Raw genomic sequence first — 13,785 nt, 5'->3', positions numbered from 1 at the left:
CGCCGAGGAACCATGTCAGGCTTCCAGAACATCCAGCCCGATCCCTCCATGATCGGGCGCCTCGCCCAGCCTCCCTATGCCCTCCTGCCCGACCCGGCGGCGCTGTTCCGCCTCCGGGCGGAGCGCTTCGCGAGGCTGGCGCAATCGGGCGACCTGGCCCCCTACCTCACCCTGCTGGGGCAGCTCTGCGCCATCCAGTCGGCGCTCGCGGCGGAGCTCCCGGCCGTCGATCCCCTTCCCGCCGCCCAGGTCGAACGCGCGCGGGAGAACGCCATGCCGCCGATCGACCGCGCCGCGCTGCTCCGCGACCCGCTGCTGCGCGAGACGGTGACGCGCTTCCTGGACGCGGCGGCGGCGATCCCCATGCCCGCCCCGGCGGCGGCCGCGCTCGACGCGCTGCGCCACGCGGCGCCCGCCGAACTGGACGGCGCCCTGGCCGATGTCCTGTCCGACGCCGTCCCCTTCGAGGCGCTGCCGCAATACCTCTTCCTCGCCGCCGCCGTGCAGATCCACGCCGCGCGCCTGGCCGCGACGCTGGAGGCGGGCGGGCTGGTCCGCATCGGCCACGGCGTCTGCCCCGCCTGCGGCGGCCCGCCCGTCGCCTCGCTGGTTGTCGCGCACCAGGGTGCGGAAGGCGCGCGCTACGCCGCCTGTTCCTGCTGCGGCACCCACTGGAACGAGGTGCGCATCACCTGCCTCGCCTGCGGCTCCACCAAGGGCATCGGCTACCGCTCGCCCGAGGAGGACGACACGGTGAAGGCGGAGGTCTGCGATTCCTGCCGGAGCTGGGTGAAGATCCTCTACCAGAACCGCAACGCCGCCCTGGAGGCGGTGGCCGACGATGTCGCCAGCCTCGGCCTCGACCTGCTGATGCGGGAGACGGAATACAGCCGCGCCGGGTTCGATCCCTTCCTGCTGGGGTACTGACGGTGGCGCCGGCCCCCCGGGGGGAAGGCGCCGCCTTCCCCCCGGTGCCCCCCATCCGCCAGGAGCAGAGCCCCTGGACCTCCATTCAAGGGGCGGGGTCGCGCCGAGGCGCATGGCGCCTCGGCGATGGCGGCCTCCGTCCGGGCGGTCATCGGGTTCTTCTGCTGGCGCCCCACCTGACCACGCGCTCCCCGGGTGCCGCCATTGTCATGACCCCGCCACCCGGCGCCAAACCCCACGCGGGGTCCGGGGAGGCCGTTGCCTCCCCGGCGGAGGGGGGTCTCGGGGGGAGGCAGCGCCTCACCCCGGGATGGTTCCACCGGCGCGACGCCCGATGACCGACCTCCGTGCGCTTCCTTCCGTGGACCGCGTCCTCGCCGCCGCCGCGCCGCTGGTTGGGCGCCATGGCCGGGCCGAGGCGACGGCCGCCATCCGCGACGCCCTGGCCGCGCTGCGCCGCGCGCCGCCCGATCCGCTGCCCGACGCGGCGGGGGTGGCGGCGCTGGCGGAGGGGGCGCTGGCCGCGCGGGAGCGGTCGAAGCTGCGGCCGCTGTTCAACCTCACCGGCACGGTGCTGCACACCAACCTGGGCCGCGCCCTGCTGGCCGAGGCGGCGATCGAGGCGGCGACGGCCGCGATGCGCGACGCGGTGGCGCTGGAATTCGACCTGGACACGGGGAAGCGCGGCGAGCGGGACGACCACCTGCGCGGCCTGCTGCGGGAGCTGACGGGGGCGGAGGACGCGACCCTCGTCAACAACAACGCCGCCGCGGTGCTGATCGCGCTGAACACGCTGGGGGCGGGGCGGTCGGCCATCGTCTCGCGCGGCGAGCTGATCGAGATCGGCGGCGCCTTCCGCATGCCCGACATCATGGCCCGGGCTGAGGTAAAGCTCGTCGAGGTCGGCACCACCAACCGCACCCATGCCCGCGACTACCGCGACGCGATCGGGCCGGAGACGGGGCTGCTGGTGAAGGTGCACCCGTCCAACTACCGGATCGAGGGCTTCACCAAGGCGGTGGCGGGCGCGGAGCTGGCCGCCATCGCGCGCGAGGCGGGGCTGCCGCTGCTGAACGACCTCGGCTCCGGCACGCTGGTGGACCTGTCCCGCTTCGGCCTGGCGCGGGAGCCGACGGTGCGCGAGGCGGTGGCGGAGGGGGCGGACCTCGTCACCTTCTCCGGCGACAAGCTGCTGGGCGGGCCGCAGGCGGGCTTCCTCGTCGGCCGGCGCGACCTGATCGCCGCCATCAACCGTAACCCGCTGAAGCGGGCGCTGCGGGTGGACAAGCTCCGCCTCGCCGCGCTGGAGGCGACGCTGCGCCTCTACCGCGACCCGGACCGGCTGGCGGAGCGCCTGCCGACCCTGCGCCTGCTCTCCCGCCCCGTGGCGGAGATCGAAGCCCTGGCGCAGCACCTGCGGCCGCACGTCGCGTCCCGCCTGCCGGGGATCGCGGTGGAGGTCGTGCCCTGCGCCAGCCAGATCGGCTCCGGCGCCTTGCCGGTGGAGACGATCCCCAGCGCCGCGCTGCGCCTGACCCCGCCGGGCGGCGCCGCGCTGGAGCGCCTGGCCGCCGCGCTGCGCGCCCTGCCGCGGCCGGTGATCGGCCGGGTGCGGGACGGAGCGCTGTGGCTGGACCTGCGCTGCCTGGAGGACGCGGCAGGCTTCCTGGCCAGCCTGGACGCGCTGCCGGCCGATGCCCTGGCTTGAGCGCCTCTTCGGGCGCGGCTTGGCGCCGGACGCCTTCGCCCAGGCGGAGGCTGCCTTCGCCGCAGGCGCCCATGCGGAGGCACTCGCCCTGTGGGAGCCGCTGGCCCGGGCCGGCGACGCGCGGGCCCAGGCGCGGATCGGCGCCTGCTTCCGCGCGGGGCTGGGCGTGGCGCCCGATCCCGCCCTGGCCGCGCGCTGGCTGGCGCCTGCGGCGGAGCGTGGCTATCCGCCGGCGTTGCGCGACCTGGCGCTGCTGCTGCGCGAGGGCGGCGCGGGTGTCCCCGCCGACCCCGCCCGGGCGCAGTCCCTGCTGGCCGCCGCCGCCGAGGCGGGCGACGCCCCGGCGCAGGACGCGCTCAGCGCGCATCTGCTGGACCGCGACCCGCCCGACCCCGTGGCCGCCCGGCGCTGGGCGCAGGCGGCGGCCGAGGCGGGCCTCCCCGCCGCCATGACGCGGCTGGGCATGATGGCGCACAATGCCCAGGGCGGCCCGCGCGACGTGGCGCTCGCCGCGCGCTGGTGGGCGAAGGCGGCGGCGCGGGGCGAGGCGGATGCCCAGGCCATGCTGGGGGCGGCGCTGCATCTCGGCGCCGGGGTGCCGGTGGACCGGGTGGCGGCGCTGGAATGGCTGATCCGGGCGACGCGGGGCGGCAGCACGCTCTCGCGCCCCTTCATCCCCGCCGTGCGCGCGGGGATGGGCGTGGCGGAGATCATGGCGGCGCAGGACCGGGCGCAGCAGCCGCTGCCCCCCGTCGTGGAGACCCCCGGATGATCGTCGGCACCGCCGGCCATATCGACCACGGCAAGACCGCGCTGGTGCGCGCCCTGACCGGCGTCGACACCGACCGCCTCAAGGAGGAGAAGGCGCGCGGCATCACCATCGAGCTGGGCTTCGCCTATGCCGGGGAGGGCGCGCGCAGCCTGGGCTTCGTCGACGTCCCCGGCCATGAGCGCTTCGTCCACACCATGCTGGCGGGCGCGGGCGGGATCGACTTCGCCCTGCTGGTGGTGGCGGCCGATGACGGCATCATGCCGCAGACGCGCGAGCACCTGGCGATCCTGGACCTGCTCGGCATCCGGCGCGGCATCGTGGCGCTGTCCAAGGCGGACCTCGCGGACGAGGCGCGCCGGGCGGCGGTGACGGCGGAGCTGCGCGCGCTGCTGGCGCCGACCGGCTTGGCGGGGGCGACGGTCCTGCCCGTCTCCACCCTGACGGGGGAGGGGATCGGCGCCCTGCGCGCGGCGCTGGACGCGGCGGCCGAGGCGACCGGACAGCGGGGCGGGGAGGGGGCCTTCCGCCTCTCCGTCGACCGCTGCTTCACCCTGGCCGGGGCGGGGACGGTGGTGACGGGCACGGTGCTGGGCGGCGCCGTCGCGGTGGGGGAGGCGGTGCGGATCAGCCCATCCGGGCTCGCGGCGCGGGTGCGCTCCCTCCACGCGCAGAACCGCCCCGCCGAGCGTGGCCTGACGGGGCAGCGCTGCGCCCTCAACCTCGCCGGCGAGGGGGTGGGCAAGGACGGCATCGCGCGCGGCGACATGGTGCTGGACCCGGCGCTGCACGCGCCCACGGACCGCATCGACGCCTGGTTCCGCGCCCTGCCCTCCGAGCCGAAGCCCATCGGCACCTGGTTCCCCGCGCGGCTGCACCATGCCAGCGCCGAGGTGGGCGCCCGCGTCGTGCCGCTGGCCGACCCCATCGCGCCGGGCGAGGGTGGCTTCGTCCAGCTCGTGCTCGACGCACCCGTCGCCGCCGTCGCGGGGGACCGCTTCATCCTGCGCGACGTCTCGGCGCAGCGGACCATCGGCGGCGGGCGGTTCCTCGACCTGCGCGCCCCCGCGCGCAAGCGGCGCACGCCGGAACGCCTCGCCCAGCTCGACGCGCTGGCCCTGCCGGAGCCGGCCGTGGCGCTGGCGCGGCTGCTGGAGCTGCCGCCGTACCACCTCGACCTCGCCGCCTTCGGCCGCGACCATGGGATGACGGCGCGCGAGACGGAGGCGATGGCGGCCGCACTGGACCTCGTGGTGATCGAGGCGGCGGGCACGCGCACGGCCCTGTCCCGCCCGCGCTGGGACGCCTATCGCGCCCGGCTGGCCGAGACCCTGGCCGGCTTCCACGCGGAGAACCCGGACCAGCAGGGCATCGGGCGCGAGCGGCTGCGCCTCCTCCTCCAGCCCCGGCTACCGGCATCCGCCTTCACCGCCGTGCTGGAGCGCGAGGCGCGGGCCGGGGCGCTGGTGCTGGACGGCGCCTTCCTCCGTCTGCCGGGCCACGAGGTGACGCTGGCCGAGGCGGACGAGGCGCTGTTCGCCCGCATCGCGCCGCTGCTGGGCGGCGAGGCGCGCTTCCGGCCGCCGCGCGTGCGCGACCTGGTGCCGCTGGTGGAGGCGGCGGAGCCGGAGGTGCGGCGCGTGCTGAAGCTCTGCGCGCGCCTCGGGCGGGTGGACCAGATCGCGCACGACCACTTCTTCCTGCGCGCCACCACGGCGGAGATGGTGGAGATCGCCCGCGACGTGGCCGCGCAGGCCCCGGACGGCTGGATCGCCGCCGCCGCCTTCCGCGACCGCATGGACAACGGGCGGAAGGTGGCGATCCAGATCCTGGACTTCCTCGACCGGCTGGGCGTCACCTTGCGGCGCGGCGACCTGCGGCGCATGAATCCGCACCGGGCCGACCAGTTCCGCCGCGTGCCGGCCGATCCCGCTGGAAGAGAGGCGTCCCCGGTGGGGCGTCCGGACTTCAAATCCGGGTGGGGCAGCGAGACTGTCCCGGGTGGGTTCGACTCCCATTCTCTTCCGCCACCCGGCGCGCCATCGGGGGACCCCGCATGACCCCGCCCATAACCACCGATTTCGACGAGTGGATGGTCGCCGCCCACCGCGAGACGGGGGACTTCACGCTGCTGTTCGTGCTGCTGCGGGAGACCGGGCGCACGGTGGAGCCGCTGCGCGGCGCCTGGCTGCATGTGGTGGGGGAGGAGACTCGCTGGCCGGACATGCTGCGGCTCTTCGCCGGGGCGGGGGTGGAATGGTCGGCGGCGGTCTTCTACCGCGCCGGGCGCGAGGGGCTGGTGCCGGATGCGGAGGCGCGGGGCCGGCTGCGGTCGCTGACGCGGGCGCTGTACGAGGATCGGTCGCTGGTGGGGGAGGGGGAGTTCTTCAACGCCGAGGGGTTGAGGCTGCGGCTTGATCCAACCTGAGTAGATTATTTTCTGATTTACGCGAAGATCGTGGGTGGTTTAACGATCTGAATGGGCATGAGTCTTAGGCTTCTGCGGATCGCATATGTATTTGCCATTGCTTAACGAACGGCAGGTTGGGGGGCAACTTCATGGCGGATTTTCTTGTTGGGGCGGAATTGTCTAAAGCGTTGCAAAGTATTATAGGAGGCAAAAATCTCCGGTGCGCTGTTGCATTCTGGGGCAAAGGATCTCATTCGTTTTTCGAGAGCATGGGTGCCCGACCGCAGGATTGGCGGGTTGTATGCAACATTGACCTGGGTGGCACTAGCCCTGATGCCCTGATTGAACTTGGCGCGCCAGAGAACAATCGATTGCGGCATAAGTCTGGTTTGCACACTAAAGTCTATATTTCTGATCAAGGCGTCATCATCGGGTCAGCCAACGCATCCGACAATGGAATTGGCTTTGACAGTGAAGGCGCTAAACTAATCGAAGCGGCAACGTTCCACGAGCCAAATACACCTGTCTGGCAAGCAACCGCTAATTGGTTTGAAAAGGTCTTTGAAAGCTCTCACAAAGTAGATGAAGCCGCGGTTGAATTAGCTCGTGCGCGCTTTGTTAAATCTCGAAATTCTATGGTATCGGAAGTTAGCCGACCCGGTTCACTTCTTGATATGATCTGCCTAAAACCCGAAGAATTTGGTGATCTCAGCTTTGTAGTGAGTCGTATTGCCTCTGATGAGGAGGATATATCGAACGCACGACAAAAGGCGAAAAAAATACGGCCAGATGAAAAAGAAGAAATTGACGCTATGCCCAAGAATGGCGTATTTACCAATTGGCAAGCGCGAGACGTTTTACGCTGGAGGCCTATATTTCTCGAATTTTGGATTCCGAGGAATTCACTTCGTATTTACCCTAGAATTGTTCGAATGCTAGACCATAAAGAGGGTTGGGTTTTTTCTGTACAAGATACTCGTTCGGTTCGATCAATGCTACCTACAGATGCGCCGTCCTTCACCGATGCTCAGCGTATAGATGCGGAACTTGTTCGACGACTGCGCGATAGAGGCCGATATTTTTATCCAAACGCCCACGATTTGGCCAAAGCAATCTCGGAGTTGCGAGAAAATAGACTATAAACAGCCAAATTCAAGTTTCGTCTTCCAAAAAATGAAGTTGAATGCCAAAGCGGTTGCATCGCCCCGTTATTGGAATGGAGATCGAGAAGGGATGTGTTCCACCCTCAGCACACCGAGTCCGGCCGCGTCGGCGCCGCGATAGGGTCTAGCCCCCGCGCCGTCGCGGGCTGCCAGGTTCTCGACTCCGGCCGCGCCCCGCTCGGGTTCGTGCCGATCATCGACCCGCCCGTGCCTCCGCTCCAACCCGTGTTGCCGGCATTTCCGGGCGCCGTCCCATCGCGGCTCCCCTGGGCCGGCGGTGTGGCTGGGGTGGCCCGGCCCGCATCCTGGCAGCCGGGATTGGTGACCAGGCTCTGTGAGGAGGGCGGCCTGCCCTGGTCCCGGCCCTGTCCCAGGGCGGGCGCGGCCAGCCCGAGGGCCAGCAGGCCGGTCAGCAGCAGCGGGGCGTGGCGCATCTCTCGTCTCCTTCCCAGGACAGCCTCGTCTCGGAACCCAAGCGTTCGCGGACCCCCGGGGTTTTCACCCGGCCACCACCACCCGCGGCTCCCCGGCCGATACCCCGCCCACGATCCGCGCCAGCGGATACCCCGCCGCGCGGATGCGGGCCGCCAGCCCCTCCGCCGCCTCCGGCGCGCAGGCGACCAGCAGCCCGCCCGAGGTCTGCGGGTCGGTCAGCAGCCGGCGCGGCCCCTCCGCCAGCCCTTCCGGCAGGGTGACGGCCTCGCCGTAGCTGGCCCAGTTGCGCGTGGAGGCGCCGGTGAACACGCCCCGTTCCGCCAGCTCCGGCGCGTGCCGCAGCCAGGGCAGGTCGGCGAGCCGCAGCGTCACGGTCACGCCGGAGCCGCGCGCCATCTCCAGCGCATGGCCCAGGATGCCGAAGCCGGTCACGTCGGTGATGCCGTGCACCGCCGGGTCCTCGGCCAGCTCCGTGCCGATGCGGTTCAGCAACGTGGTGGAGGCCAGCATCTCCGCATAGGCGCTGTCCGTCCCGCCCTGGGGCAGCACCCCCTGCTTGATCGCGGCGGAATAGATGCCGATGCCGAGCCCCTTGGTCAGGATCAGCGCATCCCCCGGCCGCGCCCCGCTGTTGCGCCGCACCCGGTCGGGATGGATCAGCCCGATGACGGCGAGGCCGTAGATCGGCTCCGGCGCGTCGATCGAATGGCCGCCGGCGACGGGGATGCCCGCCTCGGCGCAGACGGAGGCGCCGCCGGCCAGGATCTCCCGGATCACCTCCGGGGCCAGCTTGTTGATCGGCATGCCCAGGATGGCGAGCGCCATGACGGGCCTGCCGCCCATGGCATAGACGTCGGAGATGGCGTTGGCCGCGGCGATCCGGCCGAAGTCGCGCGGATCGTCCACCATCGGCATGAAGAAGTCCGTGGTGGCGATGACGGCGAGGTTCTCGTCCACCTGCCAGACGGCGGCGTCGTCGGCCGTCTCGGTGCCGACCAGGAGCTGGGCGAAGGGGCCGGCGGCCGGCTGGCCGGCCAGGAGGCCCTGCAGGACGGCGGGCGCGAGCTTGCAGCCGCAGCCGCCGCCATGCGCCAGTTCGGTCAGCCGGATCGGGTTCTCGGACATCGCGGCAGTGTGCCGGTTCCGCTGCACCCGTGCCAGCCGGTCCCGTCCCTGGACGCTGCCGCCGCCGCGGGCCACATGCACCCCATGGATCAGCACGCGGTGCCGGAGCAGGCGTTCCGACGGGTGGAGGACCGGCTGGCCTGGCGCCGCGGCGCCTGGAGCGCGGGGCGGCGCGACCTGCCGGCCGAGGTGGCGGTGGCCTTCACCTACAACCGGCTGAGCCATGCCGTGATGATGGCCACCCCTGCCGACCTGGAGGATTTCGCGACCGGCTTCAGCCTGGCCGAGGGCATCGTGCGCCGCCCGGCGGAGATCGAGGAGCTGGAGGTCGTGCCGGCGCCGAAGGGCGTCGAGCTGCGCATGTGGATCCGCGAGGAGCGGATGGGCGTGCTGGAGGCGAGGCGCCGTCGCATGGCGGGCCCGACCGGCTGCGGCTTGTGCGGGCTGGAGAGTCTGGCCGCCGCCTTCCCCGAGCTGGCGGCCGCCCCGGCCGGGCCGCGCGTCACGGCGGAGGAGGTGGCGGCCGCCATGGCCAGCCTGGCGCCGGCCCAGCGGCTGAACCGGGTGACGCGCGCGGTGCATGCCGCCGGGCTCTGGCTGCCGGAAGCGGGGCTGGTCGCGCTGCGCGAGGATGTCGGCCGCCACAACGCGTTGGACAAGCTGGCGGGCGCCGCGGCGCGCGGCGGGCATGACGCGGGGAAGGGGATCGTGGTGATGACCAGCCGCGTCAGCGTCGAGCTGGTGCAGAAGGCGACGGCGATGGGCGCCGCGGTGCTGGCTGCCGTCTCGGCGCCGACCGGGCTGGCGCTGGAACTGGCGGAGGCGGCGGGGCTGACCCTGATCGGCATCGCCCGGGAGGACGGCTTCGAGGTCTTCACCCACCCGGGGCGCGTGGCGCGTTGATCCGCCGCGTGGGGCATCGGAGAGCCGGGGACGTGGAGCGGGCGATGGGAATCGAACCCACGACATTCAGCTTGGGAAGCTGACGTTCTACCTCTGAACTACGCCCGCGCCAGCAGACAAGGTCTAGCCTGCCATCCTCCCCCGGGCAAGCCACCCCGCACCCCGCCTGCCCTTGCCCCTGCGGCCGGGCCGGGTCTAGAAGCGCTGCGCGTCCGGGAACGGGCGCCCTCGCGATTTGTCCGGCCAGCTTGCGGCGAGGTGAAAGAAGCGCGCTAAACGGCCGTGGCGGTGCCTCCGGGGCCATCCCGGGCGCGCCGCCCGACCGGGCCGGCTTGATCCGATGGGAACCCGGCATGGCCAAGACCCTCCCCGACAAGCCGCTCCGCCCCGCGACCCTCCTCGTCCGCGGCGGCCAGAACCGCACCGAGCACGGCGAGACGTCCGAGGCGCTCTTCCTCACCTCCGGCTTCGTCTACGACACCGCCCGCCAGGCGGAGGACACCTTCACCGGCGCGGTGAAGCGCTTCCAGTACTCCCGCTTCGCCAACCCCACCGTGGCGGCGCTGGAGGAGAAGCTGGCGCGGCTGGAAGGCGCCGAAGCCTGCCGCTGCACCGCGACCGGCATGGCGGCGGTGAACGCGGCGCTGCTGTCGCACCTGAAGACGGGCGACCGCGTGGTGGCCGCGCGGGCGCTGTTCGGCTCCTGCCACTGGATCGTCTCCACCCTGCTGCCGCGCTACGGCATCCAGACGGAGTTCGTGGACGGCGCCGACCTCGACCAGTGGAAGCGCGCCCTGTCGCAGCCCACGGCGCTGGTGCTGCTGGAAACGCCCTCCAACCCCATGCTGGAGATCGTGGACCTGCGCGCGGTCAGCGACCTCGCCCATGCGGCGGGCGCGATCGTGGTGGTGGACAACGTCTTCGCCACGCCGCTGCTGCAGCGCCCGATCGAGCTCGGCGCCGACGTCGTCGTCTATTCCGCCACCAAGCACTTCGACGGCCAGGGCCGCGTGCTGGGCGGCGCCGTGCTGGGGACGGCCAAGTGGGTGGAGGAGGTGCTGCAGCCCTTCACCCGCAACACCGGCCCGGCCATCTCCCCCTTCAACGCCTGGGTGATCCTGAAGGGGCTGGAGACGCTGCACCTACGCATCCCCGCCATGTGCGCCAGCGCCGCCGCGGTGGCCGCCTATCTGGAAAGCCGGGGCGAGGTGGCGCGCGTCCACTACCCCACCCTCGCCTCCCACCCGCAGCGCGAGCTGGCGCAGCGGCAGATGTCGGCGGGCGGCACCGTCGTCACCTTTGACATCAAGGGCGGGCCGGGGGGGCAGAAGGAGACGGCCTTCCGCGTCCTCGACGCGCTGCGGCTGATCGACGTTTCCAACAACCTGGGCGATTCGCGCAGCCTGGTGACCCACCCCGCCACCACCACCCATATGCGCGTGGGCGCGGAGGAGCGGGCGCGGCTGGGCATCACCGACGGCTCCGTGCGGCTCTCCGTCGGGCTGGAGGACGTGCAGGACCTGATCGAGGATCTGGGCGCCGCGCTCGATGCCGCCCAGGGCCACGGGGAACGCCGGGCCGCCGAGTGAGCCGGGGTGGCGGGCGGTCCCTCCGCCCGCCGCGAACAATCCGGTGAGGACCTCCCCGCCGCCGCGCGGGCGGTTCCGCCGGAGCCGCGAAGCGCGCTATTGCTGCGGAAACGCCATGTCCAGCCAGGATGCCTACGCCGCCACCACGCGGAACATTCGCGTCTCGGTGCGCCCCTTCTACCTCGCCGACCAGTCGTCGGCCGAGGAAGGCCGCTTCGTCTGGGCCTACCGCGTCGCCATCGAGAACCAGGGGCGCGAGACCGTCCAGTTGCTCCGGCGCACCTGGATGATCACGGACGCCCTGGCCCGGACCCAGCGCGTCCACGGCGACGGCGTGGTCGGCGAGCAGCCGGTCCTGGAGCCGGGGGAGAGCTTCGAATACACCTCCGGCACCCCGCTCCCGACCCCTTCGGGCATCATGCGGGGTGCCTACCACATGGTCGTGCCAGCCAGTGGCGAGACCTTCGATGTGGAGATCCCGGCCTTCAGCCTGGATAGCCCGCACCAGCCCAGCGTGCTGAACTGAACCTTCCCCCCCGGTGCCGCAGCCCCCAGACCCCCTGGCTCGGACCATACGCGCGGGGTGATGCGCTGACGTCTGCCGGCGTGGTGCCCGTGCCCCGGGGGCAAGGCTCCGCCTCGCCCCCGATACCCCCACTCCGCCAGGACCCTGCGGGCCCTGGACCCGAGAGGCGCTGCCGCGCGGATGATTGCGACGGGGTCGAGGCGCCGAGGAGCCATGCTCCTCGGCGGGTACGGCCGCCGCACTCGCTGACGCCCTCTGAAAGCTTTCTTCGGAGTCCCGCCTGTCCGTGTTCCGTCAGGGTTCAGCCCGCAGGCTGACGCCTACCGCGAAGAGCCAATTCCCAGCGGGGACCGGGGCCCGCTTGTGGCCCCGGCAGGGGAGGGTCTGGGAGGGGACGGCGTCCCCTCCCGGTCCGCAGCTGGAACACCACAGCATGACGGGTCAGGTCATCCCGTCGTCCGCATCACTGGCATGGACGCCGGGCGTGCCGGGGCGGTCAGGCCGCCGCGCGGGTGAGGACGCCGCGGCGGATCTGGTCTTCTTCGATGCTCTCGAACAACGCGCGGAAGTTGCCCTCGCCGAAGCCGTCGTCGCCCTTGCGCTCGATGAACTCGAAGAAGACCGGCCCGATCACGTTGGCCGAGAAGATCTGCAGCAGCAGCCGCGCCTGGCGGTCCTCCACCACGCCTTCCCCATCCACCAGGATGCCGTTCGCCTTCAGCCGTGCGAGGTCCTCGCCATGGCCGGGCAGGCGGGCGTCCACGCGCTCATAGTAGGTGTCGGGTGGGCTGGGCATGAAGGCCAGCCCCTTGCCGCGCAGTCCCTCGATGGTGCCGTAGATGTCGTTGCAGCCGCAGGCGATGTGCTGGATGCCCTCGCCCTTGTAGGCGCGCAGGTATTCCTCGATCTGGCTCTCGTCGTCGGCGGATTCGTTCAGCGGGATGCGGATGCGGCCGTCCGGGCTGGTCAGGGCGCGGGAGAAGAGGCCGGTATATTCGCCCTTGATGTCGAAGTAGCGGATCTGCCGGAAGTTGAAGATCGTCCGGTAGAACTCGTACCAGACGTCCATCCGGCCACGGAACACGTTGTGGGTCAGGTGGTCGATGTAGAACAGGCCCGCGCCCTGCGGCCTCGGGTCACGCTCGCCCAGCCACTCGAACTCGTCGTCATAGGCCGAGCCGGCGGCGCCGTAGCGGTCCACGAAGTAGAGCAGGCTGCCGCCGATGCCGACCACGGCCGGCAGGTCCATGCTCCGGCCCGCCTCCGGCGCCGGCTCCGCGCCCAGCTCCACCGCGCGGCGGTAGGCGTGCTGCGCGTCGACCACGCGGAAGGCCATGGAGGGGACGGCGGGGCCGTGCTCCGCCGCGAAGCGCGCGGCGTGGGAGCCGGGCTCCTCCGTCAGCAGGTAGTCGATGTCGCCCTGGCGGTAGAGGGTGCTGGCCTTGTGCCGGTGCCGCGCGACGGCGGTGAAGCCCATCTGCCGGAACAGGGCATGCAGCTTCTCCGGCTCCGGGCTGGCGTATTCGACGAAGGCGAAGCCATCCGTGCCGGCCGGGTTGTGCGCGCTGATCGTCGCGCGCGGCGCGTCATGCGGGAAGGGGCCCATGGACGTGCTCCTCTTGCGGGGGTCGTGTTCGATCCCGCGAGGCTAGCCGCGCCCCGGTGCAAGAGGGGCGCATTCCATGGACGTCCCGGGCCGGAGGATGCAAGGATCCTGCGCCGGGAGGCCCGATCATGCACGAAGTCTCTGGGCTGGACCGTTTCGACCTGCGCCTCCTTGCGGCGTTGCAGGAGGAGGGGCGGCTGACCAACCAACAGCTGGCGGAGCGCATCGGCCTCTCCGCCTCGCAATGCTCGCGGCGGCGCGCGGCGCTGGAGGCGGCCGGGGTGATCCGCGGCTACCGGGCGGAACTGGAGGCCGGGGCGGTGGGGCTGCACGTGCGCGTCTTCATCCAGGTGACGCTCTCCGCCCACAGCCACGACAACGCCCGCCGCTTCCGGGACCTGGTGGCCCGCCTGGACGAGGTGCAGGAGGCCTATGCCATGACCGGGGACACGGACTACCTGATGAAGGCGGTGGTGCCGGACCTGAAGGCCCTGTCCGTCCTGGTGAACGAGCGGCTGCTGCCGCATGAGAGCGTCGCGCGGGTCCGCTCCTCCATCGTGCTGGACCGCCTGAAGGACACGCGCCGGCTGCCCCTGCCGGCCTGACCGCGTCGGGGGGGCGGCC

At 71.8% G+C, this 13,785-nt stretch carries 11 protein-coding genes, 2 tRNA genes, 1 pseudogene and 1 riboswitch; of the genes and pseudogenes, 11 read left to right on the top strand and 3 right to left on the bottom strand.

Annotated elements, in window-relative coordinates; all coding sequences use genetic code 11:
* Nucleotides 1-12: 12 nt before the first annotated feature.
* From fdhE to LPC08_RS17300, 7 genes and pseudogenes are all read left to right on the top strand, one after another.
* A complete protein-coding gene (gene fdhE, locus LPC08_RS17330) occupies nucleotides 13-927 on the top strand; it encodes a formate dehydrogenase accessory protein FdhE (RefSeq protein ID WP_230449482.1) in 915 nt (304 codons plus the stop codon).
* Nucleotides 928-1,261: 334 nt separating this feature from the next.
* Entirely contained in the window at nucleotides 1,262-2,635 is a 1,374-nt protein-coding gene (gene selA / locus LPC08_RS17325; RefSeq protein ID WP_230449481.1) for an L-seryl-tRNA(Sec) selenium transferase, read from the top strand.
* Complete coding sequence (locus LPC08_RS17320; RefSeq protein ID WP_230449480.1) at nucleotides 2,622-3,407, top strand: SEL1-like repeat protein; 786 nt, start codon at nucleotides 2,622-2,624, stop codon at nucleotides 3,405-3,407. Before selA ends, LPC08_RS17320 begins: the two co-directional genes overlap by 14 nt.
* Nucleotides 3,404-5,230 (top strand): annotated as a pseudogene (gene selB, locus LPC08_RS17315) (selenocysteine-specific translation elongation factor); the annotation flags it as partial. The gene LPC08_RS17320 and the pseudogene selB, both read left to right, overlap by 4 nt.
* 108 nt (nucleotides 5,231-5,338) lie before the next feature.
* Nucleotides 5,339-5,434 (top strand) — tRNA-Sec (locus LPC08_RS17310).
* Nucleotides 5,435-5,460: 26 nt separating this feature from the next.
* Entirely contained in the window at nucleotides 5,461-5,832 is a 372-nt protein-coding gene (locus LPC08_RS17305) for a hypothetical protein (RefSeq protein WP_230449479.1), read from the top strand.
* 131 nt (nucleotides 5,833-5,963) lie between these two features.
* Nucleotides 5,964-6,956, top strand: coding sequence for a phospholipase D family protein (locus LPC08_RS17300; protein WP_230449478.1), 993 nt, complete (start codon nucleotides 5,964-5,966; stop codon nucleotides 6,954-6,956).
* Nucleotides 6,957-7,475: 519 nt separating this feature from the next.
* Here LPC08_RS17300 and selD read toward each other — a convergent pair.
* Nucleotides 7,476-8,537, bottom strand: a complete 1,062-nt coding sequence (selD, locus tag LPC08_RS17295; protein WP_230449477.1) for a selenide, water dikinase SelD — start codon at nucleotides 8,535-8,537, stop codon at nucleotides 7,476-7,478.
* Between the two features lie 84 nt (nucleotides 8,538-8,621).
* On the opposite strand from selD, the gene fdhD reads away from it, so the two are divergent.
* Nucleotides 8,622-9,440 (top strand): formate dehydrogenase accessory sulfurtransferase FdhD, encoded by an 819-nt coding sequence (gene fdhD / locus LPC08_RS17290; RefSeq protein ID WP_230449476.1) that lies wholly within the window; start codon nucleotides 8,622-8,624, stop codon nucleotides 9,438-9,440.
* A gap of 33 nt (nucleotides 9,441-9,473) precedes the next feature.
* Here the strand turns inward: fdhD and LPC08_RS17285 are convergent.
* Nucleotides 9,474-9,548 (bottom strand) — tRNA-Gly (locus LPC08_RS17285).
* Nucleotides 9,549-9,657: 109 nt separating this feature from the next.
* Nucleotides 9,658-9,736, top strand: a riboswitch (SAM riboswitch).
* Nucleotides 9,737-9,793: 57 nt separating this feature from the next.
* Between LPC08_RS17285 and metZ the strand changes: the two genes are divergently transcribed.
* Complete coding sequence (gene metZ / locus LPC08_RS17280) at nucleotides 9,794-11,029, top strand: O-succinylhomoserine sulfhydrylase (protein WP_230449475.1); 1,236 nt, start codon at nucleotides 9,794-9,796, stop codon at nucleotides 11,027-11,029.
* Nucleotides 11,030-11,144: 115 nt separating this feature from the next.
* Nucleotides 11,145-11,555 carry a Co2+/Mg2+ efflux facilitator ApaG/CorD gene (apaG, locus tag LPC08_RS17275; protein WP_230449474.1) on the top strand — a complete coding sequence of 137 codons (411 nt, stop codon included), beginning with the start codon at nucleotides 11,145-11,147 and terminating at the stop codon, nucleotides 11,553-11,555.
* 496 nt (nucleotides 11,556-12,051) lie between these two features.
* Here apaG and hppD read toward each other — a convergent pair whose 3' ends face one another.
* On the bottom strand, nucleotides 12,052-13,161 hold the full coding sequence (hppD, locus tag LPC08_RS17270; protein ID WP_230449473.1) for a 4-hydroxyphenylpyruvate dioxygenase: 1,110 nt from the start codon (nucleotides 13,159-13,161) through the stop codon (nucleotides 12,052-12,054).
* Nucleotides 13,162-13,289: 128 nt separating this feature from the next.
* On the opposite strand from hppD, the gene LPC08_RS17265 reads away from it, so the two are divergent.
* Nucleotides 13,290-13,766: an Lrp/AsnC family transcriptional regulator gene (locus LPC08_RS17265; protein WP_230449472.1), complete on the top strand. Its 477-nt coding sequence runs from the start codon at nucleotides 13,290-13,292 to the stop codon at nucleotides 13,764-13,766.
* Nucleotides 13,767-13,785: the final 19 nt, after the last annotated feature.

Source organism: Roseomonas sp. OT10 (assembly GCF_020991085.1).
Lineage (GTDB): Bacteria > Pseudomonadota > Alphaproteobacteria > Acetobacterales > Acetobacteraceae > Roseomonas > Roseomonas cutis.
The sequence above is the reverse complement of the archived record's forward strand: the minus strand, read 5'-3'. Positions and strand labels throughout refer to the sequence as shown.